The organism is Synechococcus sp. HJ21-Hayes (genome assembly GCF_024345835.1).
Taxonomy (GTDB): Bacteria; Cyanobacteriota; Cyanobacteriia; order PCC-6307; family Cyanobiaceae; genus Vulcanococcus.
The window spans coordinates 203028-228681 of record NZ_JAGQBW010000001.1; the positions used below are offsets into that span (position 1 = coordinate 203028).

General features: G+C 66.4%; 28 protein-coding genes. 16 read left to right on the forward strand and 12 right to left on the reverse strand.

The features are described 5' to 3' along the window. Nucleotides 1–339 (reverse strand): P-II family nitrogen regulator, encoded by a 339-nt coding sequence (locus KBZ14_RS01140; protein WP_255116435.1) that lies wholly within the window; start codon nucleotides 337–339, stop codon nucleotides 1–3. A 168-nt stretch (nucleotides 340–507) separates the two neighbouring features. On the opposite strand from KBZ14_RS01140, the gene queF reads away from it, so the two are divergent. Further along, nucleotides 508–921 (forward strand): preQ(1) synthase, encoded by a 414-nt coding sequence (queF, locus tag KBZ14_RS01145; protein WP_255116436.1) that lies wholly within the window; start codon nucleotides 508–510, stop codon nucleotides 919–921. Here the strand turns inward: queF and KBZ14_RS01150 are convergent, their stop codons facing one another. From KBZ14_RS01150 to KBZ14_RS01180, 7 genes are all read right to left on the reverse strand, one after another. Continuing rightward, nucleotides 922–2223: a cytochrome c biogenesis ResB family protein gene (locus tag KBZ14_RS01150; RefSeq protein ID WP_255116437.1), complete on the reverse strand. Its 1302-nt coding sequence runs from the start codon at nucleotides 2221–2223 to the stop codon at nucleotides 922–924. A 7-nt stretch (nucleotides 2224–2230) separates the two neighbouring features. Further along, nucleotides 2231–2947, reverse strand: coding sequence for a cytochrome c biogenesis CcdA family protein (locus KBZ14_RS01155; RefSeq protein ID WP_255116438.1), 717 nt, complete (start codon nucleotides 2945–2947; stop codon nucleotides 2231–2233). Between the two features lie 25 nt (nucleotides 2948–2972). Beyond that, nucleotides 2973–4172 (reverse strand): FtsW/RodA/SpoVE family cell cycle protein, encoded by a 1200-nt coding sequence (locus tag KBZ14_RS01160; RefSeq protein WP_399210219.1) that lies wholly within the window; start codon nucleotides 4170–4172, stop codon nucleotides 2973–2975. Nucleotides 4173–4321: 149 nt separating this feature from the next. Then, nucleotides 4322–4522 carry a phycobilisome linker polypeptide gene (locus KBZ14_RS01165; protein WP_255116440.1) on the reverse strand — a complete coding sequence of 67 codons (201 nt, stop codon included), beginning with the start codon at nucleotides 4520–4522 and terminating at the stop codon, nucleotides 4322–4324. A 34-nt stretch (nucleotides 4523–4556) separates the two neighbouring features. Further along, complete coding sequence (gene apcB, locus KBZ14_RS01170) at nucleotides 4557–5045, reverse strand: allophycocyanin subunit beta (RefSeq protein ID WP_255116441.1); 489 nt, start codon at nucleotides 5043–5045, stop codon at nucleotides 4557–4559. Between the two features lie 41 nt (nucleotides 5046–5086). Beyond that, nucleotides 5087–5572 (reverse strand): allophycocyanin subunit alpha, encoded by a 486-nt coding sequence (apcA, locus tag KBZ14_RS01175; protein WP_255116442.1) that lies wholly within the window; start codon nucleotides 5570–5572, stop codon nucleotides 5087–5089. A gap of 453 nt (nucleotides 5573–6025) precedes the next feature. Further along, nucleotides 6026–9067 (reverse strand): phycobilisome rod-core linker polypeptide, encoded by a 3042-nt coding sequence (locus tag KBZ14_RS01180; RefSeq protein WP_255116443.1) that lies wholly within the window; start codon nucleotides 9065–9067, stop codon nucleotides 6026–6028. A gap of 176 nt (nucleotides 9068–9243) precedes the next feature. On the opposite strand from KBZ14_RS01180, the gene KBZ14_RS01185 reads away from it, so the two are divergent. The 14 genes from KBZ14_RS01185 (at nucleotide 9244) to KBZ14_RS01250 (ending at nucleotide 19418) form a co-directional block, all read left to right on the forward strand. Next, a complete protein-coding gene (locus KBZ14_RS01185; protein WP_255116444.1) occupies nucleotides 9244–10464 on the forward strand; it encodes a class I SAM-dependent methyltransferase in 1221 nt (406 codons plus the stop codon). Between the two features lie 50 nt (nucleotides 10465–10514). Continuing rightward, nucleotides 10515–10961 (forward strand): ATP synthase, encoded by a 447-nt coding sequence (locus tag KBZ14_RS01190; RefSeq protein WP_255116446.1) that lies wholly within the window; start codon nucleotides 10515–10517, stop codon nucleotides 10959–10961. Between the two features lie 60 nt (nucleotides 10962–11021). Beyond that, nucleotides 11022–11750 carry a F0F1 ATP synthase subunit A gene (gene atpB, locus KBZ14_RS01195; protein WP_255116447.1) on the forward strand — a complete coding sequence of 243 codons (729 nt, stop codon included), beginning with the start codon at nucleotides 11022–11024 and terminating at the stop codon, nucleotides 11748–11750. A 167-nt stretch (nucleotides 11751–11917) separates the two neighbouring features. After that, nucleotides 11918–12166, forward strand: coding sequence for an ATP synthase F0 subunit C (atpE, locus tag KBZ14_RS01200; RefSeq protein WP_255116448.1), 249 nt, complete (start codon nucleotides 11918–11920; stop codon nucleotides 12164–12166). A gap of 132 nt (nucleotides 12167–12298) precedes the next feature. Beyond that, nucleotides 12299–12760 (forward strand): F0F1 ATP synthase subunit B', encoded by a 462-nt coding sequence (locus tag KBZ14_RS01205; RefSeq protein WP_255116449.1) that lies wholly within the window; start codon nucleotides 12299–12301, stop codon nucleotides 12758–12760. Beyond that, the gene (locus tag KBZ14_RS01210) at nucleotides 12757–13275 is read left to right on the forward strand and encodes a F0F1 ATP synthase subunit B (protein WP_255116450.1); all 519 of its coding nucleotides are present in this window, start codon (nucleotides 12757–12759) and stop codon (nucleotides 13273–13275) included. Before KBZ14_RS01205 ends, KBZ14_RS01210 begins: the two co-directional genes overlap by 4 nt. Beyond that, nucleotides 13275–13823, forward strand: coding sequence for an ATP synthase F1 subunit delta (atpH, locus tag KBZ14_RS01215; RefSeq protein ID WP_255116451.1), 549 nt, complete (start codon nucleotides 13275–13277; stop codon nucleotides 13821–13823). The genes KBZ14_RS01210 and atpH overlap by 1 nt, the downstream gene beginning before the upstream one ends. A gap of 52 nt (nucleotides 13824–13875) precedes the next feature. Continuing rightward, nucleotides 13876–15393, forward strand: coding sequence for a F0F1 ATP synthase subunit alpha (gene atpA / locus KBZ14_RS01220; RefSeq protein ID WP_255116452.1), 1518 nt, complete (start codon nucleotides 13876–13878; stop codon nucleotides 15391–15393). Between the two features lie 30 nt (nucleotides 15394–15423). Beyond that, nucleotides 15424–16377: a F0F1 ATP synthase subunit gamma gene (locus KBZ14_RS01225; RefSeq protein ID WP_255116453.1), complete on the forward strand. Its 954-nt coding sequence runs from the start codon at nucleotides 15424–15426 to the stop codon at nucleotides 16375–16377. A gap of 277 nt (nucleotides 16378–16654) precedes the next feature. Beyond that, the gene (locus KBZ14_RS01230; protein WP_255116454.1) at nucleotides 16655–17395 is read left to right on the forward strand and encodes a TIGR02466 family protein; all 741 of its coding nucleotides are present in this window, start codon (nucleotides 16655–16657) and stop codon (nucleotides 17393–17395) included. 42 nt (nucleotides 17396–17437) lie between these two features. Continuing rightward, the gene (locus KBZ14_RS01235) at nucleotides 17438–17761 is read left to right on the forward strand and encodes a 2Fe-2S iron-sulfur cluster-binding protein (RefSeq protein ID WP_255116455.1); all 324 of its coding nucleotides are present in this window, start codon (nucleotides 17438–17440) and stop codon (nucleotides 17759–17761) included. Further along, nucleotides 17758–17961, forward strand: coding sequence for a DUF8621 family protein (locus KBZ14_RS01240; RefSeq protein WP_255116456.1), 204 nt, complete (start codon nucleotides 17758–17760; stop codon nucleotides 17959–17961). Before KBZ14_RS01235 ends, KBZ14_RS01240 begins: the two co-directional genes overlap by 4 nt. After that, nucleotides 17958–19007 (forward strand): DUF3326 domain-containing protein, encoded by a 1050-nt coding sequence (locus KBZ14_RS01245; RefSeq protein WP_255116457.1) that lies wholly within the window; start codon nucleotides 17958–17960, stop codon nucleotides 19005–19007. Before KBZ14_RS01240 ends, KBZ14_RS01245 begins: the two co-directional genes overlap by 4 nt. Before the next feature lie 3 nt (nucleotides 19008–19010). Further along, nucleotides 19011–19418, forward strand: coding sequence for a YchJ family protein (locus KBZ14_RS01250; RefSeq protein WP_255116458.1), 408 nt, complete (start codon nucleotides 19011–19013; stop codon nucleotides 19416–19418). Nucleotides 19419–19439: 21 nt separating this feature from the next. Here the strand turns inward: KBZ14_RS01250 and ald are convergent, their stop codons facing one another. From ald to KBZ14_RS01270, 4 genes are all read right to left on the reverse strand, one after another. Continuing rightward, complete coding sequence (ald, locus tag KBZ14_RS01255; protein ID WP_255116459.1) at nucleotides 19440–20573, reverse strand: alanine dehydrogenase; 1134 nt, start codon at nucleotides 20571–20573, stop codon at nucleotides 19440–19442. A 61-nt stretch (nucleotides 20574–20634) separates the two neighbouring features. Further along, entirely contained in the window at nucleotides 20635–22335 is a 1701-nt protein-coding gene (locus tag KBZ14_RS01260; protein ID WP_255116460.1) for an NAD+ synthase, read from the reverse strand. Then, nucleotides 22335–22937 (reverse strand): nicotinate-nucleotide adenylyltransferase, encoded by a 603-nt coding sequence (locus KBZ14_RS01265; protein ID WP_255116461.1) that lies wholly within the window; start codon nucleotides 22935–22937, stop codon nucleotides 22335–22337. Before KBZ14_RS01265 ends, KBZ14_RS01260 begins: the two co-directional genes overlap by 1 nt. Beyond that, complete coding sequence (locus KBZ14_RS01270; protein WP_255116462.1) at nucleotides 22934–24256, reverse strand: GTP-binding protein; 1323 nt, start codon at nucleotides 24254–24256, stop codon at nucleotides 22934–22936. Before KBZ14_RS01270 ends, KBZ14_RS01265 begins: the two co-directional genes overlap by 4 nt. Nucleotides 24257–24329: 73 nt before the next feature. Between KBZ14_RS01270 and KBZ14_RS01275 the strand changes: the two genes are divergently transcribed. Then, on the forward strand, nucleotides 24330–25652 hold the full coding sequence (locus KBZ14_RS01275; protein ID WP_255116463.1) for an aminopeptidase P N-terminal domain-containing protein: 1323 nt from the start codon (nucleotides 24330–24332) through the stop codon (nucleotides 25650–25652). Nucleotides 25653–25654 lie beyond the last annotated feature (2 nt).

The window sequence follows — 25654 nt, forward strand, 5'->3', positions numbered from 1 at the left end:
TCAGATGGCGCTGCTGTCGCGATCGCCGGTGCGGATGCGGATCACCGACTCGATCGGGCTGATGAAGATCTTGCCGTCGCCGATCTCACCGGTGCGGGCGGCGTCCTGGATCGCCGTCACCACCGTGTCCACCCGGTCGTCATCCACCACCACTTCCAGCTTGAGCTTCTGGAGGAACTCCACGGTGAATTCAGAGCCGCGGTAGCGCTCCACTTGGCCCTTCTGACGACCGAATCCCCGCACTTCGCTCACGGTCATGCCAACGATGCCGGCATTGACCAGCGCCAGCTTCACGTCTTCGAGCTTGAAGGGGCGAATGATGGCCTCAACTTTTTTCATGGAACCGGGGGCTTGTTCTGGAGGGGAGTCTCTCAGGAAAGGTCTGGGAGAGGAAGGGGCTGGAAGCAACCCGTAGGGCCATTAGGCCTCAGGTTTGATGGTGCCGGTGTGGCTGTTGCTACCGGCGATCGGCTGCGTAGCATCCGCTCATCACCCCATCTCCCCTCCATGAGCACCGGCAGTGCCGCCGCCCAGACCCAGACCCCCCTCTATGGCGAGCGGGCTATTGCGGAGGCGGAGCTGATCTGTTTCGACAACCCCAGGCCGGGCCGGGCCTATGAGGTGTCGATCACCCTGCCGGAATTCACCTGCAAGTGCCCGTTTTCGGGTTACCCGGATTTCGCCACGTTGCGGCTGATCTATCAGCCTGGCCCGCGCGTGATGGAACTCAAGGCGATCAAGCTCTATGTGAACAGCTATCGCGAGCGTTCCATCTCCCACGAGGAGGTAACCAACCGCATTCTCGACGACTTCGTGGCTTCCTGCCAGCCCGTGTGGATGCAGCTGGAGGCCGATTTCAACCCGCGGGGCAACGTGCATACCGTGATCCGCGCCAGCCACGGCACCCGCCTGCCCTGCTGATCAGCGGGGCAGCTCCGCCAGCAATTGCGGCAGCTCCTGGGAAAAGGCGGTGAGGTTGCGGTTGCAGAGGCCGCCCACGTGCAGCTTTTGGTGTTCGGGCTCGGCGATTGCCCACAGCTGGCGGGTGGCCACGAGGCTCAGGGCTCCTCCAGCCAGGGCAATGGCAAAGCCGGCGTACACCAGGGGAACGCCCGGGTCCCGCTTGAGCAGGATGCCGCTGGCGGGCACCACTCCGGCGATCCGCAGCGGGATTCCCTCGATGGTTACGGGGGCGCCGCCAGGCATCAGGCTGCCAATCTCCTGGGCATCAGCGGAGTAGGCAGTCACCGGGCCCTGTTCGCTGGAGAGGGCGAGCAGCACGGGATTGCTGCCATCGGGACGGGTGGGCAGCACGATCCCCCACACCTGCTCCCCCAGCTGGGGGAAGCTCTGCAGGGGCAGTTGCAGGATGGGGCTCTTGCCCAGCTGCAGCTCGATGGCCGCCAGGGCCCAGTCGGCCTGGTAAAGGGTCATGCCCCGGTAACGCAGCGGGTGGTTCACGCTGATCTCGCGGCTCTCTTCAGGGCTGCTCTCCGTGCTGCTGGCAGTGTTGCCTGGGCCGGAAATCAGTTTGAGCTGGGAGCGGAATTGTTCGGGCCGGCCGGCGGGATCCCGCTCGATGCCAAAGGTTTCCAGGGCCACGGTCACCTGGGTGTCTCCGCGGCTGTTGAGCAGCTCCAGTTCATTGCCGGGAGCGAGATAGCGCTCGAGTCGCTGGCCTCCCAGGGATCCCCACGAGGCCCCCACCATCAGCACCACCAAGCCCGCGTGCACCAGCAGGGGGCCAACCCTGCCGCTCACCCCCTTCCGGGCCGCCAGGCGACCCGAGTGGCTCTGCAGCTGCCAGCCCTGGGAGGCCAACTGTTGCTCCAGCTTGTGCAGGCTGCTGCCGGCATCGCTGCACTCGAGCGTTTCAGCCAGTGTGAGCTTGCTGAGCTGCCTGGGTGACCTGTAGTCGATCCAGCGCAGCGCCGCCATAAGGGCAGGCCACTGGCGTCGCCAGCTGCAGAGGATCAGCGCTAGGCCCAGCCAGGCCAACAGGGCCAGGAACCAGCTGCTGGAGTACACGTGATCCAGCTGCAACGCCAGGATCGCATCGCCCCGCAGCAGCCCCAACCAAGGGGTGGCGTCGTAGACGCGGTGATAGAGGTCGGCGCTCTCCTTCTGGGGCACCAGGGTGCCCAGGCCGCTGGCGATGGCGATGATCACCAGTAGGCCAATGGCCACGCGCAGATCGGAGATCCAGGCAAACAGACGTTTCATTCAGCCTTCAGGTCCACTGGGCCAGCAGGGTGAGCCCGCCGGTGATGAGCAGCACCACACCACTGATGGGAGGCACCCACTGTCCCAGGGCACGCAGGGCTAGCAGCCGCGGCATCCAGGCTGCAACAGTGCCGGCCAACAGGAGCGGCATCACCTGGCCGGTGGCGAAGCAGGTGAGCAGTGCCATACCGGCCAGGGGATTGCCGGCCTGGGCGATCCAGGCCAGCAGCACCGCCAGCACCGGGGTGGTGCAGGGAGAGGCCGCGAGGCCAAAGGCCAGGCCGGCCGCCAGGGGCGCCAGGGGCGCTGGCACCTTCTGCCGCCACTGGTTGGGATCGGGGCCTGCAGGCAGGGGCAGCCGCAGCAAACCAAGCAGGTTGAGCCCCATCACCACCGCCAGGATGGCCACAAGGGTTGGGATCAGCCCTGGCACCTGGCCGTAGAGGTGCCCCAACCAGCCACTGGCCAGGCCCAGCAGCACCAACGAGGCCACGATGCCGCCGCTGAAGCTGAGGCTGCGAAGCCAGGGCCGGGTGTTGTCGGTATCGAAGCCTGCCAGGTAGGCCAGGGTCACGGGCAACAGCGAGAGGGAGCAGGGCCCAAGGCTGGTGAGCAGTCCGCCGGCAAACACCAGCCCGAGGGTGAAGGGTCCGGGCTGGGCCAGGGAGCTGCGCAGAAGCTCTTCGCTGGTGCGGGCCCAATCCGCCAGTGCCAGAGCGGACATGCTGGGATTCAGCCGCGCAATCGGCTCAGCCTATCGGGGCGCTCCGGCGGCCAGCGGCCTCCCGCCGGTCTCGCCGGGGCCGCAGGGGCTCCAGCCCGGCCCCCTCGAGGGAGCAGCGGATCAACAGTCCAGCCGTGAGCAGGCTCGAGAGCAGGGAGTTGCCGCCGTAGCTGATCATCGGCAGGGGCAGGCCTGTGGTGGGCATGGCTCCACTGGCCACGGCGATGTTGAGGATCGATTGACCCACCAATAGGGTGGTGCAACCGATGGCCAGCAGCCGCTGCTGATTGCTGCGGCAGCTCAGAGCCACCCGCAAACCCACATAGCCGAACAACACCAGGAACAAGAGCAACACCACCGAGCCCACATAGCCGAACTCCTCGGCAAACACCGCGAAGATGAAGTCGGTGCTCTGGATCGGCAGATATTGCAGTTTCTGGGTGGATAGCCCAAAGCCCTCGCCCCAGAATCCCCCGGAGCCGATGGCCAGGAGGCTCTGCACCAGCTGGTAGCCATCCCCCTGGGCGTCGGTCCAGGGGTTGAGGAACGAGGTGACGCGGATGCGCTGGTACTCGTTGATGGCGATGCTGCCGACACCCACAGCCGCGCCAGCGGCGGCGGTGCCGAGCATGGCCACCATGGGCAGGCCGGAGGCCAGGGCCATCAGCCACAGCAGCAGCCCGCACAGGGCAGCGGTGCTGAGGTTGGGCTGTTTGAGGATCAGGCCCAGCACCACGGCGAACACCCCAAGCCAGATCAGCTTCTGATCGGCTGAGATCCGCTTCCAGTGGGAGAACAGCGCTGCCCCTTGGAGCACCAGAAAGGGCTTGATCAGTTCCGTGGGCTGGATCTGTACGGGGCCGATCACCAACCAGCGGCTGGCACCGTTCACGGTGCTGCCGATCACGAGGGTCAGAGCCACCAGCACCGCCCCGATCAACAGCGCTGGAGCCGCGAGCCGCAACCAGCGCCGCAGGTTGATGCGCAGCCCGAGATAAAGGAGGCCCCAGCTGGCCACTAGCCAAATGGCCTGACGCTTCAGGTAGTAACTGGGATCGCCCATCTCCCGGGCGGCCACCCACCAGCTGGCGGAGCCCAGCACCACCAGGCCCAACAGGCACCAGAGCGCCACCATGCCGAGCAGCAGGCGCGCTTCCGCCGGCCACTGGGCGAAGGGCACGGGCAGAAAACCCTTGGTCTGGGCAGTGGCTTTGGCCAAGGGCATGGGCTAATGAAGGACTGAGTTTCTCGTATTTGTTGGAGACCCGCCAATGGCTGGGCGCCAGTTCTGGGCATCAATAACAAAAAAGCCCGGCCGAAGCCGGGCTGATCGATGGAGAGACGGCAGCGACAGGGCTGACAGTGACGGATGGTTCAGTTACCGACGTTCACCTGACGGCGACCGGTGACCAGTTCAACCTTCAGGATCTTGCCGCCCTGCTTCATGATTCGCTGCTGCTCAGCAAACCAGCTTTCGAAGGGCACCCACTTGGTGAAGAAGGTGTTCTGCAGCTCGCGTTGAGAACGGGTTTTCTCAGGGCAGGGGATGCAGGCCGTGACTTTGAACAGGCGCATGGGAGTGATCCGCAGGGTGTGCCAGGGGCAGGGATCAGTTACCCAGGCCGGAGCTGATGTAGTCGAAGTACACGCCCATTTCGCGGCCAGCATCCGGTCCCACGAGGGAGGCAGTGGCTTCCTTCATAGCCTGGATCGACTGCACGGTTGCACCGATGGGTACGCCCAGGGAGTTGTAGGTCTCCTTGAGGCCATTCAGCACACGCTCGTCAAGGATCGAGGTGTCACCGGCCAGCATGGCGTAGGTGGCGTAACGGAGGTAGTAGTCCAGGTCGCGGATGCAAGCTGCATAGCGACGGGTGGTGTACATGTTGCCGCCCGGACGGGTGATGTCCGAGTACAGCAGCGACTTGGCAACCGCTTCCTTGATGATCGCGGAGGCATTGGCGCTGATGGTCGCGGCGGCACGCACGCGCAGCTCACCGCTGGCGAAGTACTGCTCCAGACGGCCCATGGAGGAGCTGTCCAGATACAGGCCTTGAACGTCGGCCTGATTGATGACGTTGGTGATGGCGTCTTGCATGGAACCTGATCGAAGAGGCGTTGGTTAGAGAGGAAGCAACCTCAGGAGAGGGCGCCGACGACGTAGTCGAAGTAGAAGCCAGCCTCTTCGGCGTCAGCGCCGGTGAGCAGGCTTGTGGCGGCGTTCTTCATCTCGCGCACGGCTTCGGCCATGGCTTCGAGGGGAGTACCCAGGGAGCGGTACATCTCCTTGGCACCGATGATGCCGATTTCCTCGATCGGGGTTACATCACCCGCGATGATTCCGTAGGTCACCAGGCGCAGGTAGTAATCCATGTCGCGCAGGCAGGACGCGGTCATTTCCTCGCCGTAGGCGTTGCCGCCGGGGGAGATGACGTCGGGGCGCTTCTGGAAGAGAGCGCCGCCAGCGGTCTTGACAATGCGCTCACGGCTCTCGCTCAGAACCTGGGCGACACGCAGACGACGCTGACCGCCACTGACGAAAGCCTTGATCTGGTCGAGTTCGCCAGGGCTCAGGTAGCGGGCTTCGGCGTCCGCGTTGATGATCGAGTTGGAGACGATGCTCATGCAGTTCTGCCTCGAAACAAGCGGTCGCCAGAATGGTGACCGATATCCGGTGGGTAAGGGGGGGACACCCTCAGTGGTCCGTTGAGCAGGTGACTGCGGCGGGGCCGGCCTGCCACGCGGATCACCTGCTGCCAGGTGGCCTGCTTGGACGGGCGACTGAAGGAGGCGACAGCAGTGCTGATCGCCGAGTCATTCTGTGGCAGCGCCCCGCGAGCTTCCCTGGCCTGGTAACAGTTCTTCACGGCGCTCGGAATCGGCAAACCCCTTTGCTGGCAAAGGCTTTGGGCTGTGTTGTGAATACGCGGGAGTCGTCTCAGTTGTTAACAATCTGGTGGCTTGATTCCGCCCTGGAGAAGGCTCGAAGCGATCGATTCTTTGTGTCTAGCTGTTGCAAATAAAAGCCCCTGGCCGTTAGGCCAGGGGCTTTGGTTGCCCATGAACGCAGGCGGCAGCTCAGATGGCGCCGCGATTGGGCGGGATCAGGGCGGCGTTGCCGCCGTAGAGAGCCGCGGTGCGATTCACCGTGGTGAGCGGAATGCCATCGCTGGTGGCCATGCCCTTGAGGTGGGGCACGGTGTCCCGGCCAAAGCTCTCGGCATACTCCTGGCCATTGAGGATGGCCTCGAGGGCGGCCCGCTGGCCCTCGTTGGAGCGGGTGGCCAGGAAGCGGCTGGTTTCTTCCGGTTGGGCGGCTCGGCCAAGCAGAGCCAAGTAGGCGGCGGATGCGGCCCGGAGCGGTGCCATGCGATTGAGCCGTCGGTTGAACAGCTCGCTGCCGGCCACCTTGGCCACGAAATCGGCCACCATCAGCTCGCCATTGCGGAGCTGGGATTCGGCATCCACCAGCCGCTCTGAGGCCAGGGGCTGACGCCCCAGCAGTTGGCGGTACACCGCCTCAATGGCCTGGGTTTGCTCGGCGGGGCTGGCTGCCATGGCCAGCTTCAGCACACTGCCAAGGCTCCTGCGCTTGCTGAAGCCCTGCAGGTTGCCGGCTCGTAGAGCTTTGGCCATGGCGGCACCGGGTTGTTCCGCGAAGGCCCCCGCGCCAGTGGACAGGCTGGCGCTCCACCCACCGCTGATGGTGGGTGCGCTGCGGAAGGCGGCTGGTGCAGTTGTCGGTGCGGTGATCGTGGCGCCTGATCTCCAGGGGGCCGCCAGGCCACCGCCGGGTTGCCAGCGGGGGGCACTCCAGCGCCGCTCGGGAGCGGGAGGCACCTGAACCGAACCCGGCCCCTGCTGAAGGCCGTCTTGGGGGGCAAGGGTTTGGCCACCGGTGAGGGTTGCACTCCAACCGCCGCGCACCACCGAGGCTTTGGCGGGCAGGTTGCGGGGGGTGAGGCTGCCCGCGTAGCGGATCTCATTGCCAGGGGCCACATCGGGGCGCTGACGGGGGGTGAGATCGGCATAGGCCGCTGCGTTGAAGGTCCGCTTGAGGGCGGGAACGCGGCGGGTGCTCAGGTCAGTCGGGGTGATGAACCGCTCATAGGGAACGGTGTCTTCGCCGAAGCTCTCGCTGTATTCGCGGCTGTTCAGCATGGCGTCCACCACCCCGTAGAAGCCCTTGCGGGCGGCCACGTCGAAGTAGGCATCGATCTCCCAGCGTCCGAAGGTGGGACGGCCGAGCAGGCGCCGGTGCATCACCTCGATGGCTTTGCAGATGTAGAGCCCACTCCAGTAGCGGCGGCGGAATGCGTCGCTGCGGGCCACTTGGCGCACGAACTCCCGCAGGTTGAGGTCGCCGTTTTCGAGTTTGATCTCCTCCACCTTGTTGTGCTCACCGGCATAGCCGGTGTTGCCGAGAACCTGCACATAGACGGCGCGGATCACGCGCTGGGTGCTGGCTTCGGTGTTGCGCACACTGGGCTGTCCGCCGCGGCGGGGCACGGAGGCGCCACCGGTGGCGATCTGCTCCAGCCTCACCACCTTCGGCCCCACCTTGCGGGGAGTGGAGGCACGGAACTGGGGGCTATTCATCTGGCCCGGCTGGCGCATGCCGTTGCCCACCAAGATGCGGCGGCTGTCGTAGCCGAAGGGGGCCGGGCGGGTGGCCACATTGGCCGTGCCTGAGGGGAAGATGGCGCCGTAGTTCAGGCCCAGCGGATCGTTGCCGCCGCCGTAGGGGTGCTGGTCGGCAAAGGGCTGGCGGTAGCTCGCGTAAAGGGTGACGTACTGGGGGGCACCTTCAAAGGGAGCGCTGAATCGGAACAGCTTGCGGTGGCTACCCCAGCCCGCACTCTCCTGGGCCTCTTCGCCCAAGTCGCGCAGGTAGGGCACCGTTTCTTCCCCGAACACCTGGGCGTATTCCATGGTGTTGATCAGGGCATCCACTAGGCCCTTGAGGCCCTGGGCGCTCACGATGTCGAAGTAGCGGGTGAACTCCTCCTTGGAACTCAGCCCGCGCCCCAGGAAGTGGCGGAAGGCCAGTTCCACAGCCCGGCTGTTGGAGAAGCGGCCATAGAACTGCTGGCGATATTCCTTGCTATGCCCAAGGGCGCGGATGAACTCCCGCATGGAGATGTCACCCTGGCGCACCTGGGTGGCTTCCACGGGGCACACCACCTGGCTGTAGCCCTTGACGATGTCGCGCTCGAATACCTGGCGGTAAGCAGCACGCACCACCTCCGCCTTCTGGGCGCCGCTCATACCCGGCTTCATGTTGAAGCGCTGGGCTTTGCCCTGGGCTCCCAGGGCGTAGATAGCGGGGAGCTGCAGGCCCTGGCTCTCGGGGTTGCCCAGGCGCTGGCGGGCCGAGGGGGTGGGAACGTCGAGTTCCTTGATCAGCACGTTGAAGCTGTCGATCAGCAGCTGACGGGCTTCCGGAAGATCCTTGATCAGCTCCGCGGCGGCTGCACGCATTTCCTGCAGGGCCACGTTGGTGGCTGCCAGGGAACAGCCCTTCTCGAGCACGTCCCGCAGGCCACGGGTATTCACGGCGAGGATGCTGGGATCGCCGGCCACCACCGCGTAGCCCACGTAGCGCAGGAACCAGGCCAGGTCGCGGATCGACTTCTTCATCCGCTCGGTGCCGTAGCGGGCCACCGAAATCGGATTGAAGCCCGTTGGGAGAACCACACGGACGTCGGCATCGCCGCCGGCACCTTCCAGGAGCCGGGTGAGCACATTGCCGGACTTGCTGCTGCCGGCTGCACCGGCAAAGGTCTGCACGGACCGCTGGAAGGCGGCCTGATCGGCGGCCAGCGGGGTGGCGCCAGGGGCGCTCACCGGCGTCAGGGGCGCGTCCAGGTAGGAGAGCGGAGTGCCACCCACAAAAATGCGGTTGGCGGCCCTGGCCACGATCGCCTCGGCGTTGGCCGAGAGGCGACGGGCGGCCTCGAGACGCAGCTGGCCGCTTTGGAAGAAGTTGACGAGCGTGTTGAGCTCGCCGCCATCGGGGAATCGATCCTGCTGTTCCGCCTGACGGACGCTGGAAAGCGGCAGGGTGTCAAAGCGCTGGGGTGCAACCCTGCTGCTGCCGCTGCTGGCGGTCACAGTCATTGAGGAGAGCGAACCGGGCCAAGGCACGTTACGGCTGGCCCTCTGGCCTCCCGGCAGCCCATGAACAAATGTTTGCAGCCTGATGGGATTGGGCCGCCGCCAGCGGGGGTGGCCATGAAAAGCTCAGCCGTTCAGGCCCCCCTTCAGGCCTGGCGCCGCTTGTCTTCCGTCGCTCCATGACCCAGGCCCCAGCCGATGCCGCCACGCCGGTGGTGAGCGCCTTCTACGACCGTTTTCCCTATCCCGGTGATCCCCTCCAGGACGGCCCCCCGCCTGGATACAACTGGCGCTGGTGTGTCGATACGGCCTATGCCGCCTGTACGGGTGGCTTGCCGGTCCCTGCTGGTGCGGACCAGCCCCTACGCATCCTCGATGCGGGCTGCGGTACTGGAGTGAGTACCGATTACCTGGCCCACCTCAATCCCGGTGCCGAGATCCTGGCGGTGGACATCTCGCCCGGCACCCTGGAGGTGGCCCGCGAGCGGCTGCGCCGCTCCGGTGGTGGGCGCCAGGCCAGCGTGCGGCTGGAGAACCGCAGCCTGCTGGAGCTGGAGGGCGAGGGCCCCTTCGACTACATCAACTCGGTGGGGGTGCTGCACCACCTGCGCGAACCGGAAGCTGGTCTCCAGGCTCTGGCTGCGCTGTTGAAACCCGGTGGCCTGCTGCACCTGTTCCTCTACGCCGATGGGGGGCGCTGGGAGATTCATCGCACCCAACGGGCGCTCAGCGCCATGGGTGTGGGCACCGGCGAGCAGGGGCTGCGGCTGGGCCGGCAACTGTTCGCGGAGTTGCCAGAGCACAACCGGCTGCGCCGGAACCACGAGCAGCGTTGGGCGATCGACTGTGCCGCCGATGCGAACTTCGCAGACATGTATCTCCATCCCCAGGAGACCAGCTACAACCTCGAGCGGCTGTTCGCCTTTGTGGACTCTGCTGACCTGCAGTTCGCCGGCTTCTCCAATCCGAAGGTGTGGGATCCCAGCCGTCTGCTGTGCGGCGAGTTGCTGGAGCGGGCCCAGGCTCTGCCCAGCCGGGCCCAGTGGCAACTGGTGGAAGATCTCGACCCCGACATCAGCCACTTCGAGTTCTTCCTGTCCAAGGGGGACTTGCCGCGCCACGACTGGGCTGATACTCCCCAGTTGCTGGCGGCAACCGGGGAGCGCAACCGCTGCCTCTGGGGTTGGCCCGGTGCGGCCCTACTCGATTCCGATATGGCCCCCCTGGACCTGAGCGCCGATGGCCTGGCCCTGATGCAATCTCTCGAGCTTGCTCCAGCAGGAACGCCCCTGGCCGCGCTGCCGTTGGGCTGGGAATCGGCCCGGATCGTTGCTGTGGCAAGGGAACTGCAGGGGGCGCAGGTTCTACTGCTTCGCCCCCCTGGTGGCAAGGCTGCGTGATAGATTCCGCGCGCCTTTTCAGAGCCTCGGCGCGTTTGCAGGCCTCACCCGTGAACCCCCCTGAAACTGATCCCCTCGAGGGGGTTGAGATCGAGGCGGAGAGCGGTGTTGAAGCTTCCATCAGCCCCGATTCGGCTCTGAAACCCCCGTCGTCTGGTTCGCCCGACGACTACGCGCAGCTTCAGCGGCGCCTGATCCTGGCCACTCTGATCGTCTCCGCCCTGGCGGTGTCCATCACGGCCCTGGTCTTCAGCCTCCATACGGCCGCCAGCCTGCTGGTGGGCGCCTTGGGCGGAGTGCTCTATCTGCGGCTTCTCGCCCGCAGTGTTGGCAAGCTCGGCAATGGCTCGAAGAAGGTCGGCAAGACCCAGCTGCTCGTCCCAGTGGTGCTTGTGCTGGCGGGAGCCCGAATCCCCCAGCTCGATCTGTTGCCGGCTCTGCTCGGCTTCCTGCTCTACAAGCCCGCTCTGATTCTCCAGGCCTTTTCCGAGACCTGAGCTCCGGCCTCGCCGGTTTCCCCTCAACCGTCGCTCCTGCGACACCGAACTTCCAGCCAGATGGTTCCCTTGCCACTTGCTCTTCCCTTTGCCGAACTGGAGGTGGGTCAACACCTCTACTGGCAGCTCGGGAATCTGAAGATCCACGGCCAGGTGTTCCTGAGCTCCTGGGTCGTGATCGGTGCCCTGCTGGCCCTCGTGGTGGTGGGTACCCGCAAGATGGAGCGGGATCCCCGTGGTGTCCAGAATCTTCTGGAATTCCTCTGGGATTACATCCGCGATCTTGCCCGCGAGCAGATCGGTGAGAAGGCCTACCGCGACTGGCTCCCCTTTATCGGCACGTTGCTGCTGTTCATCTTTGTGAGCAACTGGGGTGGCGCTCTGGTGCCCTGGAAGCTGATTCATCTGCCCAACGGTGAGCTCGGGGCTCCCACAGCAGATATCAACACCACGGTGGCCCTGGCTCTGCTGGTGTCGCTCTCCTACTTCTACGCAGGTTTGAGCCGTAAGGGATTCCGGTACTTCGAGTACTACGTGGAGCCCACCCCGATCATGCTCCCGTTCAAAATCATCGAGGATTTTACCAAGCCGCTCTCGCTGTCTTTCCGTCTGTTCGGCAACATCCTTGCGGACGAATTGGTGGTGGGTGTGCTGGCCTTCCTGGTGCCCTTGTTCGTTCCCCTTCCGGCCATGTTCCTGGGCCTGTTCACCAGCGCCATCCAGGCCCTGATCTTTGCCACCCTCGCCGGTAACTACATCGGTGAAGCGGTGCACGAAGAGCACCACTGACCCACTGATGGTCAGTCCAGGCCGGTCACCCCGGTCTGGCAAACTCTCTGCGCGCAGGTCCGGCTCGATCCGGGCCCATCTCAGGTCTTCTGAGATGTCCCAGGCGCAGGGATAACGTCCCGGTCCCAATCCGCGCTCTCCCGGCGCCCCACATCCTTAGTTCCACCATGGATTCCCTCACTTCCGCTGCGTCTGTTGTGGCCGCTGGTCTCGCTGTTGGCCTCGGCGCCATCGGCCCCGGCATCGGTCAGGGCACCGCAGCTGGTTCTGCCGTTGAAGGCATCGCTCGCCAGCCCGAGGCTGACGGCAAGATCCGCGGCACCCTGCTGCTGTCCCTGGCCTTCATGGAAGCTCTCACCATCTACGGCCTCGTGGTCGCCCTGGTGCTGCTGTTCGCCAACCCCTTCGCCGGCTGATCGCGAACGGAGGTGAGTGGGGGCCGACCACCAATGGTGGTCAGCCCCTTCCCACATCCCAGCCCTTCCTGCTTTTTGGCCGCTTGACGGCCCTCCGGACTACCCCGGATCACCCGCCCGCACCCCCGCCTCATGACCAGCTGGCTACTGCTAGGTGCAACGGAGGGAGGTCTGTTTGACCTCGATGCCACCCTGCCGCTGATGGCGGTGCAGGTGGTGCTCCTCACCTTCATTCTCAATGCCCTGTTCTTCCGTCCCGTTGGTCGGGTCGTGGAAGAGCGTGAGGGCTACATCACCACCAGCCGTGCCGAGGCCAAGCAGAAGCTTGCCCAGGTTGAGCGTCTTGAGGCGGACCTCAAGGAACAGCTCAAGGATGCCCGCGTGGCAACCCAGAAGCTGATTCTCGAAGCGGAGCAGGATTCCGACAAGCTCTACCGCGAAGCTCTGGCAGCTGCTACGGCAGACGCCAACGCCACCCGGGAGCAGGCCCGGCGTGAGATCGACGCCCAACGGGAGTCGGCCCTCAGTCAGCTCAAGGGTGATGCCGACAAGCTCGGTGACCTGATCGTCAACCGTCTGCTGGCTGCCAAATGAATTTCCCCTCGATCCTGGCCTCGCACGGTGGTTTCGGGCTGAACCTGAACCTGTTCGAGACCAACATCATCAACCTGGCGATTGTCATCTTCGCCCTCTACAAATTCCTTCCCAATTTCCTGGGTGGAATTCTGGAGCGGCGTCGCGCTGGCATCCTTGCCGACCTCAAAGACGCCGAAGAGCGTCTGGCAGCCGCCACCAGCTCCCTTGCCCAGGCCCAGAGCGATCTGGCCGCAGCCCAGCAGAAGGCCGATCAGATCCGTATAGATGGCAAGGCCCGTGCCGAAGCCATCCGCTTGGACAGCGAGATGCGCACTATCGAGGAGATGGCCCGTCTCAAGCAGGGTGCCACTGCCGACCTCAATGCTGAGGCCGCACGGGTGAGCAACCAGCTGCGCCGGGAAGCTGCCCGTCTTGCCATCGAGAAGGCCCTGGCGACCCTGCCCGGCAAGCTCGACGACAAGGCTCAGGCCCAGTTGGTGAATCAGTCCATCCAAAACCTGGGGAACGCCTGATGCCGCTGCTCAACACCGTCACCACCCCCTACGCCGAAGCCTTCCTGCAAGTGGCCGACAGCCGCAAGGAAGTCGATGAGGTGGTCGACCAAGCCAAGGCCGTTCTGGCCCTCTGGGCTCAATCCTTGGAACTGCGTCAGGCGATGGCCTCACCAGTTCTCGAAGTTGACGCCAAGAAGGCGGCCCTTGAGAAGCTGTTTGCCGATCAGGTGACCCCGTCGTTCCTCAATCTGCTGAAGCTGCTGGCTGATCGCCAGCGCATCGGCGTTCTGGACGCCGTGCTTGAGCGCATGCTCGAGCTCTATCGCGATCAGCGGAACATTGCGCTTGCCACCGTGACCTCCGCTGCCGCCCTCAGCGAGGAGCAGCAGGCTGAGCTCAGCAAGAAGGTTCAGGCCGTTGCCGGTACCGACCAGCTGGAGATCAGCCTCAAGGTGGACCCTGCCCTGATCGGCGGTTTCGTCGTGAAGGTCGGCTCCAAGGTGATTGACGCCAGCCTTGCGGGTCAGGTGCGTCGCCTCGGACTGGCACTGGCCAAGGTGAGCTAGCTCCGCACCCGTCAATCGTTCTCACCCTTCGTCCTCAACACCAACGCCTCCCATGGTTTCCATCCGCCCCGACGAGATCAGCGCGATCCTCAAGCAGCAGATCGCTGATTACGACAAGTCGGTCTCCGTCAGCAATGTCGGTACCGTGCTGCAGATCGGCGACGGCATCGCCCGTGTCTATGGCCTCGAAGAGGTGATGGCCGGTGAGCTGGTGCAGTTTGAAGATGGCACGGAAGGAATCGCCCTCAACCTTGAGGACGACAACGTGGGTGCGGTGCTGATGGGCGAAGGCCGCGGCATCCAGGAAGGCAGCACCGTGAAGGCCACCGGCAAGATCGCCTCGGTGCCCGTGGGTGACGCCATGCTCGGCCGCGTGGTGAACTCCCTGGGTCAGGCGATTGATGGCAAGGGCGACATCGCTACCACCGAGACGCGCCTGATCGAATCGATGGCGCCCGGCATCATTCAGCGCAAGTCGGTGCATGAGCCCATGCAGACCGGCATCACCGCGATCGACGCGATGATTCCCATCGGTCGTGGCCAGCGCGAGCTGATCATCGGCGACCGCCAGACCGGCAAGACCGCCATCGCGATCGACACCATCATCAACCAGAAGGGCGAAGACGTCGTCTGTGTGTATGTGGCCGTGGGCCAGAAGGCTGCCTCCGTGGCCAACGTGGTGGAAGTGCTGCGCGAGAAGGGCGCCCTCGACTACACGATCGTGGTGGCGGCCAACGCTTCCGAATCGGCGGCCCTCCAGTACCTGGCGCCCTACACCGGCGCGGCCATCGCTGAGTCCTTCATGTACAAGGGCAAAGCCACCCTCGTCATCTATGACGACCTCACCAAGCAGGCTCAGGCCTATCGCCAGATGTCGCTGCTACTGCGTCGTCCCCCCGGCCGTGAGGCTTACCCCGGCGACGTGTTCTATTGCCACAGCCGCCTGCTCGAGCGTGCCGCCAAGCTGAGCGATGCCATGGGCAAGGGGTCCATGACCGCTCTGCCGATCATCGAGACCCAAGCTGGCGACGTGTCGGCCTACATCCCCACCAACGTGATTTCGATCACCGATGGTCAGGTGTTCCTTAGCTCGGACCTCTTCAACTCCGGTCTGCGCCCCGCCATCAACGTGGGTATTTCCGTGAGTCGGGTGGGTGGTGCTGCCCAGACCAAGGCCATCAAGAAGATCGCCGGCACCCTGAAACTGGAGCTGGCTCAGTTCGACGAGCTGGCCGCCTTCTCCCAGTTCGCCTCCGACCTGGATGCCGCCACCCAGCAGCAGCTGGCTCGCGGTAAGCGTCTGCGCGAAATCCTCAAGCAGCCCCAGTTCAGCCCCCTGATCCTGGCCGAGCAGGTGGCTGTGGTCTACGCCGGCGTCAAGGGCCTGATCGACGAAGTCCCCGTGGAGTCGGTGGTTCAGTTCTGCCGCGAGCTGCGCGAGTACCTCAAGAGCAACAAGCCCGAGTACATCACCAGCGTGCAGACCGAGAAGCAACTCAGTGAGGCCTCTGAAGCCCTGCTGAAGGCCGCCATCAACGAAGTCAAGTCGTCGATGCTGGCTGCGGCCTGATCCTGACGGTTAACCCAGAGATCCGATTCCATGGCGAACCTCAAGGACATCCGCGACCGAATCAGTTCGGTCAAGAACACCCGCAAGATCACCGAGGCCATGCGCCTGGTGGCCGCAGCGAAGGTGCGCCGAGCTCAGGAACAGGTGCTGCGTAGCCGCCCCTTTGCTGACCGTCTGGCCCGCGTACTGGAGAATCTTCAGTCGCGCATGCGCTTCGAAGATGCCGATGCTCCCCTGCTGGAGGATCGCGACGTTCGTACCATCACCCTGCTCGCCGTGACCGGCGACCGCGGCTTGTGCGGTGGCTACAACGCCAACATCATCAAGCGCACGGAATTGCGCGTGGCCGAGCTCAAGGGCCAGGGCTACGACGTGGATCTGGTGTTGATTGGCCGCAAGGCGATCACCTACTTCCAGAATCGCGCCAGCCTTTACAAGATTCGCGCCACCTTCACCGGTCTGGAGCAGGTGCCCAACGCCTCTGAAGCGGCTGAAATCGCCAACGAGGTGCTGGCCGAGTTCATCTCCGCCAGCACGGATCGCGTAGAGATTATCTTCACCAAGTTCATCAACCTGGTGAGCTCGAAGCCCGTGATCCAAACCCTTTTGCCTCTGGATCCTCAGGGTATTGCTATTCCTGACGACGAGATTTTCCGTCTCACTACCCGGGACGGTCAACTAGGTGTGGAAACCGGCAAGGTGCAGAACCAGCAACCGGCTCTTCCCTCTGATTTGGTGTTCGAGCAGAGCCCCGAGCAACTGCTCAATGCCTTGCTGCCCCTCTATCTGCAGAACCAATTGCTGCGTTCTTTGCAGGAAGCTGCCGCTTCTGAGCTGGCCAGCCGGATGACCGCCATGAACAACGCCAGCGATAACGCTAAGGCCTTGGCAAAGTCGCTCACCCTCGACTACAACAAGGCCCGCCAGGCCGCCATTACCCAGGAGATCCTGGAAGTGGTGGGCGGTGCGGCTGCCATGGCCTGAGCCTTTACCGTCTCACGCCTCATCGAGCCCTGGTTCCTGTGGATTTCCTGTGCCCATCGCACAAGAGCCACCTGGACTGGGGTTTTGTGCTGTGGACCCTGGCCACGGCGGGTCTATTGCGGCGTTCGCCAACGGCACACCCCCGTGACCGCTGCCGGCACCGCCATTCAGGTCCTGATGGTGCACCTCTCGGCCGTAGTGGCTAAGTAGCGAGCCGCTGAGGTTGCAGGCTGGGGAGATACCCGCCTTGCGGCTCTCCCCTGCTCCGCGCCTTCCGATGGACAGCACCAACTCCGTCCAGCTGAGGCTGGAGCCGTTGTTTCCCCTGGCCCTGGCCCGGGTGCAGTTGCGCCCGGATCCCTGGGATTCGGCGATCCTCATGCAGGAGGTATTGAGCCTCCGCGGTGACGCCGAAGGTAATCCGGAGCCCGGTTGCGCCTGGACAGGCGATCTCAACGGCATCTGGCAGCTGCACCGCCAGGAGCCTTTCCAGTGGTTGCGCCACCAGGTGGAACAGCAGGCCTGGCTCTATCTCGAGGCCCTTGGCTTCGAGTCGGCTCGCATCGCCCTACACATCCAACGCTCCTGGCCCGTGGTGAGCGACGTGGGCCAGGTGGTGGGGCGCCATCACCATCCCAATGCCCACCTCAGTGCGATCTATTACCTCAATGGCGATGGATCGGGTCGCAGTGGTTGCCTGCGCCTCTTCCCGCGCCAGCAGGCCAATGAGCTGGTGCCGGGGTTGGCGGTGGGCCATGGGGGGCCGCTCCGGCCGGATACCCCCGCCGCCCAGCTCTGGAATGCCCCCTGGCTGGATGTGGCGCCGCAGGCCGGCTTGTTGGTGCTGTTCCCCGCCAGCACCGACCACGCCGTGACGGCCAATGAGGACGCAGACGAGGTGCGCCTCTCGGTGGCCTTTGATCTGGCCCTTACGGCACCCCTAGCCCAGGCCGATGACCCTGCTCCTCCGGAGTATCTGGCGCCCCATCCGGCCCAGTGGACAACCCTCGACGTCTGACCACCAGCCGTCCGCGAAGATGGGAGGCCCTTTGCCCCAGCCATGAGCGAAACCTTCACCGTTGTCGCTGAACTGAACGGCACGCCGCACACCTTCACCTGCCGCGCCGATCAGACCGTGCTGGCGGCGGCTGAGGCCGCCGGGGTGGATCTGCCCAGTTCTTGCTGTTCGGGTGTGTGCACCACCTGCGCGGCGCGGGTCACCGAGGGCAGCGTGCATCAACCGGATGCCATGGGCGTGCGGGCCGATCTGCAGGAGCAGGGGTTCACCCTGCTGTGCGTGGCGTTTCCCCTCAGCAACCTGAAGCTGGTGGCGGGGCAGGAAGACGCCCTCTACGAGGCCCAGTTCGGCCAATTCCAGAAGTGAGCCGCCCGGCTGCCACGTTGCAGCCCGTCAGCCTGCGGATGAGCCGGGCTGCCGGCCCCCTGCTGCCCCAGATCGAGGCGGCCCTGGCCTGTCACGGCCAGCCGCTGCGCTGGGCCGTCACCGCTGTGGAGCCGCCAGCCGATCCCATGGCTGGCCTGGCGGGATCGCTGCTCACGATTGAAGCGGTGGTTCTCGCATGACGGCGGCCAGGCCCCTGCCCACCCTGTTGGTGATTCCCACCGGGATCGGTTGCGCCATCGGTGGTTATGCCGGCGACGCCCTGCCCTCGGCCCGGGTGCTGGCGGCGGCCAGTGGCTGCCTGATCACCCATCCCAACGTGATGAATGGGGCGGCTCTCTATTGGAGTGATCCCCGCATCCACTATGTGGAGGGTTCGGCCCTGGATCGCTTCGCCTCCGGGGCGATTGCCCTGCGGTCGGTGCGCCGCCAGCGGGTGGGGCTGCTGCTCGATGCCGGCATCGAGGAGGAGTTGCGCTGGCGCCATCTGCAGGTGGCGGATGGCTGCCGGGCCAGCCTGGGCCTCGAGATTGGTCCGGTGGTCTGCACCGATGAGCCGCTTGAGGTCAGTCTGAGCCAGGGCGCCAGTGGGGCGAGCTGGGGCCGGTTGGGTCGCCCCGATGCCCTGCTGCGAGCTGGCCACCAGCTCAAGGCGGCTGGCGCCACCGCCATCGCGGTGGTGGCCCGCTTCCCAGAGGATCCCACCAGTGAGGCCCTGGCCGCCTACCGCCAGGGCTCTGGGGTGGATGTCCTGGCCGGTGCCGAGGCGGTGATCAGCCACCTGCTCAGCCGGGAGCTGGGGCTTCCCTGCGCCCATGCTCCGGCCCTCAGCCCCTTGCCGCTCGACCCAGGCCTGGACCCGCGCGCGGCCGGTGAGGAATTGGGCTACACGTTTCTGGCCTGTGTGTTGGTGGGCCTGAGTCGGGCGCCGGATCTGGTGCCGCTGCCGCTGGGCGGCGGTGCCGCTGATTGTCTCCAGGTGGCGGATCTGGGTGCTGTGGTGGCTCCCGCCGGGGCCCTCGGGGGGGCGGCCGTGCTGGCGTGCGCAGATCGGGGCATCCCCCTGATTGCGGTGCATAACCCCTCGGTGCTCAACGTGTCGGCGGAGGCGCTGGGATTGCCGGTGCTGAAGGCGGTCAGCTATGCGGAGGCCGCCGGTTTGCTCGTGGCGCTGCGGGAGGGCATCAGCCCGGCCGCTCTGTGCCGTCCCCTGCCGCCGTTGGTCTGAGCGATGGAACAGCCCTGTCCCTGTGGGGGCCTCAGCTATGGCTCCTGTTGCAGCCCCCTGCACCGCGGCCTGCTGCAGGCCACCACGGCCGAGCAGCTGATGCGCTCGCGCTATGCGGCCTATGCCCTGGGGGAGGTGGAGTATCTGCTCACGACCCACCCCTCGCCGGAACCCCTGGCGCGCCGCCGCCGTGCCCTGCAGGCCAGCCTCATGCAGGTGCGCTGGCGCCGGCTGGAGATCCTTGAGGTCACCGCCGGCGGCCCGGACGACACCACTGGCACTGTGACCTTCGCGGCTCACTACGTCGCCGCGGACCAGATCGGGGTGATGCGGGAGTGCTCCCGTTTCGGGCGGGAAGGCCAGTGCCCCGATGGTCGCTGGCTCTATCTGGAGGCTCTGGAGCTCTCTTGAAGCCGGCGATCCTTGGGCCGCTCAGTGCAGGCAGGCCATGGGATGGCGGTTGGGCAGCCCCAGGGCCTTGGCGACGCCGGGGTGGCACACCGAGCCATTGATCGTGTTGAGACCGGACACGAGCTCAGGCCGCTCGGTGACGGCCTCCACCAGCCCCCGCCCCGCGATCGCCAGGATGTAGGGCAAGGTGACACTCACCAGCGCCTCGGTTGAGGTGAAAGGCACAGCCCCCGGCATGTTGCCAACGGCGTAGTGCTGTACCCCGTGGATGGTGAGCACCGGATCCGTGTGGGTGGTCTCCCGGCTGGTGGCGATGCAGCCGCCCTGGTCAATGGCCACGTCCACAATCACCGATCCGGGTTGCATCTGCTGCACCAACGCCTCCTCCACCAGGGTGGGGGCCCTGTCTCCTGGCAGCAGCACCGCGCCGATCAGCAGATCGGCGCTGGGCAGCAGGCGCTCCAGCAGGCCGCGGCTGCTCACCAGGCTCACCAGCCGACCACGGCGGTCGCTCTCCAGCCGGCGCAGGCGCTGGGGGGAGTGGTCCAGTAGAAACACCTCCGCATCCATGGCGGCCGCCACCCGGGCGGCGTTCCAGCCCACCGTGCCGGCCCCCAGCACCACCACCCGCGCTGGCCGCACCCCGGTGCAGCCTCCCATCAGCACCCCGCGACCACCGTGGGGCTTCTCCAGCAAATGGGCCCCCACCTGGGCGGCCAGTCGCCCGGCGATCTCACTCATGGGCGCCAGCAGCGGCAGGCTGTTGTCGTCGAGCTGGACAGTTTCGTAGGCGATGGCCGTGGTGCCGGCAGTTAGCAGCGCGCGGCCCACCTGCGGGTAGGCGGCCAGATGCAGGTAGGTGAACAGCACCAGGTCGGGGCGGAGGAAGGCGAATTCCTCCGATTGGGGTTCCTTTACCTTCACCACGAGGTGGGCGGCCCAGGCGTCCTCCCGGTCCACAAGGCTCGCCCCGGCCGCCTGGAAGGCCTGGTCGTCGATCCCGGCGCCGGCGCCGGCGCCGGCCTGCACCCGCACCGCAAAGCCATGGCTCACCAGTTCCCTGACGCCATCGGGGGTGAGGGCCACCCGCTGTTCATCGCGTTTGATCTCGGTGGGTACCCCGATGCTGGCGATCGGGGCCACGGGGCCCGCCATGGTTGCGCTCTCGATGCCCCCACCATGGCCACGGCCTGGAGGCGGCGCCAGTACGCCGTTCTCAGGCGCCGCTGGCAATCGGCATGCGCCAGCCGCTGCCGAAGGCGCGGTTGCTCACCTTCAGCAGTGGGGCCGCCTGGCGCCGCTTGAACTCGGCGCGCTGCAGCAGTTGGTGTATCCGTTGGGCGAGGGCGGCATCCGTGCCGCTGGCGATGAGTTCCTCGGGGCTGCGCAGTTCTTCGATCAACGCCTTGAGCAGGGGGTCCAGCACGGCGTAGTCGGGCAGAGAGTCGCTATCGCGCTGGTCTGGGCGCAGTTCGGCGCTGGGGGGTTTGGTGCGGATGGCACTGCCCACCAGTTCGCCCGTGCAGGGCAGGCCCAGGTGTTGGCGGCAGCCGGCAGCAGCTGCTGAATCGATCCAGGCGCAGAGGCGAAATACCGTGGTTTTGTAGAGGTCGCCGATCACGGCCAGCCCGCCGTTCATGTCGCCATAGAGGGTGCAATACCCCACCGCCAGTTCGGATTTGTTGCCGGTGGAGAGCAGCAGCTGTCCCTGCTGGTTGGCTACGGCCATCAGAAGGGTGCCGCGGATACGCGATTGCAGATTTTCGGCGGTGAGGCCGCTGGGCGCACCCTCTAGGGGAGCCATGAGGGCGGCATCAAAACTCGCCATTAGCGGGGCGATCGGCACCGTCTGGGTGGTGATGCCGAGTCGATCGGCGAGCGCTAGGGCATCGCTGATCGAGCCGCCGGAGCTCCAGGGCGAGGGCATCAGCAGGCCATGCACGTTCTCCGGACCCAGGGCCGCCGCGGCGATCACGGCCACCAGGGCGGAATCGATGCCGCCACTCAGGCCCAGCAGGGCCTTGCGGAAGCCGCACTTGCGGGCGTAGTCCCGCACTCCCAGCACCAGTGTTCGCAGCAGCAGGTCGTCGTTCGAGGGAAGAGGAAAGCCCGTGCCTCGGCCGCCGGCTGTCACGGCGGCCGAGGCATTCCAGCAGGCCAGGGCGGTCTCGGCCCAGGGCAGTTGGGCCGCAATGGAGCCCGTGGCGTCCATCACGAAACTGCCGCCGTCAAACACCAGCTCGTCGTTGCCTCCCACCTGGTTCACGTACACCACGCCGCAGCCCAGCCGCCGGGCCGCGGCGGCCACCAGATCGCGGCGTTGCTGGCCCTTGCCCTGGGCATAGGGCGAGGCCGAGAGGTTGATCAACAGATCGGGCTGTAGCGGCTGGAGGTCGCCGATGGGATCGGAGCCCGCCAGCCGCTGTCCCTGGAGGCTGTGGTCCACCCAGAGGTCTTCGCAGATGGTGAGCCCCAGGCGCCAGGAGCGTCCGCCGCGCTCCAGCTGCAGCAGGCAGGGCTGATCGGCCGGGCGGAAGTAGCGCCGCTCATCGAACACGTCGTAACTGGGCAGCAGTCGTTTGCGTGCCACCACCCGCCACTGGCCTGGTTCCACCAGGGCGGCGGCATTGAACAGGTTGGGCTGCTGCTCCCAGGGGGTCTGCTCGCTCACCCCCAGCAGCAGTCTGAGGCCCGCCGGCAGCTCGGCCGCCAGCTGATCCAGTACCTGCTGCTGCAGGAGTCGTAGGGAGGGTCGCAGCAGCAGGTCACGGGCCGGGTAGCCCCACAGGGCCAGCTCCGCGGCCACCACCAGCTCGGCGCCCTGGGCGGCGGCCTGATGGCACGCCGCCAGCAGCCGTTGCCCGTTACCCCGCAGGTCCCCCACCAGGGGGTTCATCTGAGCCAGGGCAACACGCATCAGGGCTGGGGGGAGGCGGGCTTGTGCCCGAGGCCGTAGAGATTGTGCTTGAGCAGTTCCGGCCACAGGGCCGCTGGCACCAGCTCCGGGCTGGGCTGTTGGCGGATGGCGGAACTGGCCGTGGCGGGCACGGGCAGCTCAAGCACCTCCGCCTGCCCCCCCAGCTGCTGCAGCTGCTCGAGATCCCCAGGCTCAAGGGGCCAGCCCTGGCGCGGCACCACCGCTAGTTGGCACCGGGCCAGTAGCTCCGAGGCCCTGTACCAACTCGGGATCTGTGGAGCCAGATCGCTGCCCACCACGAACACCAGTGGCTGATTGGGCCAGAGCGCCGCTGCGCGATCCAGGGTGTCGAGGGCCCGGGGGCTGCTCAGCCGCTGCTCGAGCACCACGCGGGGATCATCCAGGTCGTCCACCACCGCCTGCAGCAGTGCCGCCCGCAGCGTTAGGGGGGCGCCGTGCTGTTTGCAGGGGTTGTCGCTGGCCCAGGTGGCCACTTGCCCGTAGCGGCGGGCCAGGCCGGCCAGCAGTGCCCGGTGGCCGGGGGTGGGGGGATCGGCACTGGTGCCGAACAGGGCCAGGCTGCGGGCCGATGGCGCGCTCATGGCAGCAGGATTTGCACGGCCGCCGGTATGGGTTCGCGGCTCTGCCACTGCTGCAGCCAGGCGCGCACCTGCGGATCCTGCTGGGCCAGGCGCCTGAGTAGGGAGGCCGGGTGCCGCCCGCCCCGCTGCGCGCTGCGCAGCAATTCGGCGGCGGCCAGTTTTCCGGTGAGCCGGGTGGTGTGCACCGCCAGGGCGGCCTGGGCCAGAGCCACTGGCGCGGCGGGAGCCAGGCTCAGCCCGGCACTGAGGGGGGCCGCCAGCAGCAGCAGCTGACGGATGCCCCCCAGCAGTAGCTGAATGCCTAGTTGGGTGCCCCCCAGCAGGGCGTTCTGGGCCGAGAGCCTGCCCAGTAGCTGGCGGGCGCCGGCACCGCCCATCGGCAGGCCGTAGAGCTGGCAGAGCTGTAGCACCAGGGCCGTGTCCAGGGCTAAGCCGCCGGCGAGATCCAGCAGCATCAGGGGGTTGGCGGCCACGCCGGTGGCCTTGAGGGCGGCAAAGCGGCCGATCAGGCCCTGGGCTGCGGCACGGCCCTGGCGCAGGCGCCAGCGCTGCAGCAACTGGGTGAAGCGGTCTGCGGCCCGCAGACCGTTCAGCCCCAGCAGTAGCTCACCGCTGCTGGCGAGCAGGGCGGTGAGGGCCTGGCGCAGGGGCTCAATCTGTGGAGGCAAGCGCTCGCTGCGTACGCGCCCATCGGCCAGCCATTGGGCCTGGCGCGGGGCTGAGGCCACGGCTAGCAGCTTCAGCGCTCGGGCAGTGGCAGGCAGGCGGCGGCGAATGCTCCCCATCAGTGCGTCGCGCTCGTCCTGCGGCCAGCAGTCGAGGCGGTTGAGCACCAGCAGCACCGGTTTGCCCCCCGCCAGGAGCTGTTCCAGGGCTTCCGCTTCCGGGGTGGTGAGGTCGCCATCGAGCACCAGCAGCACCAGATCGGCCCCCAGGGCCACCCGCGCCGCCAGTCGCTGCCGGGCCCTGGCGGCGATCTCGTCGATGCCGGGGGTGTCCACCAGCTCCACGGCCCTCAGGCCAGGGATGGTCACAGGCCAGGCGGCCCGCTCCTGGGTGCGGGTGCAGCCGTGGGCCACATCGGTGGCAAAGGTGGACTGGCCCAGTAGGGCATTGAGCAGGCTGGATTTGCCCACGCCCACCCGGCCGAATACGGCCACCCGTAGGCGGCGCTGGTCGAGGGCCTGGAGTTGTCGATCGAGGGCTTGCAGCTCCGGGGCGAGCACGGCCCGTTCGCGCGCGCTCAGCGCCAGTTCGGAGCGCCACTGCGCCAGTAGCAGCTCGCAGCGCTGGGCTGCAGAGGGCGCGGTGGCGGTCATGGCGGCAGCGGGGTCACCGGCCCTCATTTAATCGGCTGTGCCATCGTCGCGCTCAGCCCCTGCGCCGGAGCCCATGCTGATCGGTCCCGAGATCTATGCCGCGCGCCGTGCTCGCTTCCTGGAGGCCCTTGGCGGCGCAGCGGCGGTGATTCCGGCGGCGCCCCTGGCCACCCACCACGCTGATTGCGAATGGCCCTTTCGCCAGAACAGTGATTTCTGGTATCTCACCGGCTTCGATGAGCCCGATGCCGTGGCCCTGTTCCTGCCCCACCGGCCGGAGGGGGAACGCTTTGTGCTGTTTGTGCAGCCCAAGGAGCCCAGTGCCGAGGTGTGGACTGGTTTCCGTTGGGGCTGTGAGGGGGCGGTGACCCAGTTCGGCGCCGACCTGGCCCATCCACACGCGGAGCTGCCCCAGCTCCTGGCCGACTACCTCAAGGGCGCTGAGGGCATTGCCTTCCGGGTGGGGCGTCACCCCGAGGTGGAGCCCTTGGTGCTGCAGGCCTGGGCGGCTCAGCTGGATCGTGCCCCCCGCAGTGGTGTGGCGGCCCTGGGGCTCGTGGCGCCCTGCCCGCTGCTGCATGAGTTACGCCTGCGCAAGGCGCCTGAGGAGCTGGTGCGCCTGCGCGAAGCGGCGCGGATCTCGGCGGAGGCCCATGAGCTGGCCCGCCAGGTGGCGCGGCCAGGGCTGAATGAGCGCCAGGTGCAGGCCGTGATCGAGCAGCACTTTCTGGAGCAGGGGGCCCGGGGACCCGCCTATGGCTCGATCGTCGCGGGTGGGGATAACGCCTGCGTGCTGCACTACACCGCCAACAGCGCCGTGCTGAACGATGGCGACCTGCTGCTGATCGATGCGGGTTGCTCCCTGGGCGACTACTACAACGGCGACATCACCCGCACCTTCCCGATCAACGGCCGCTTCACCGGTGAACAGCGGGCCCTCTACGAGCTGGTGCTCGCGGCCCAGGAAGCGGCGGTGGCGGCGGTGGCTCCGGGCCACACGGCCGAGGGCGTGCATGACACGGCCGTGCGGGTGCTGGTGGAGGGGCTGTTGGATCTGGGCCTGTTGGCCGGCTCGGTGGATGGGGTGATCGAGCAGGGGGCCTACCGCCATCTCTATATGCATCGCACCGGTCACTGGCTGGGCCTCGATGTGCACGATGTGGGCGCTTACCGCCTGGGTGAGCACCCTGTGGCCTTGGAGCCGGGCATGGTGCTGACGGTGGAGCCTGGCCTCTATGTGAGCGATCGCCTGCCCGTGCCCGAGGGCCAGCCCGCCATTGCCGAGCGCTGGAAGGGCATTGGCATTCGGATTGAGGACGACGTGGCCGTGACCGACCGCGGCTATGAGACCCTCACAGCCGCGGCCTTGAAGACGCCGGCGGCGCTCGAGCGCTGAGG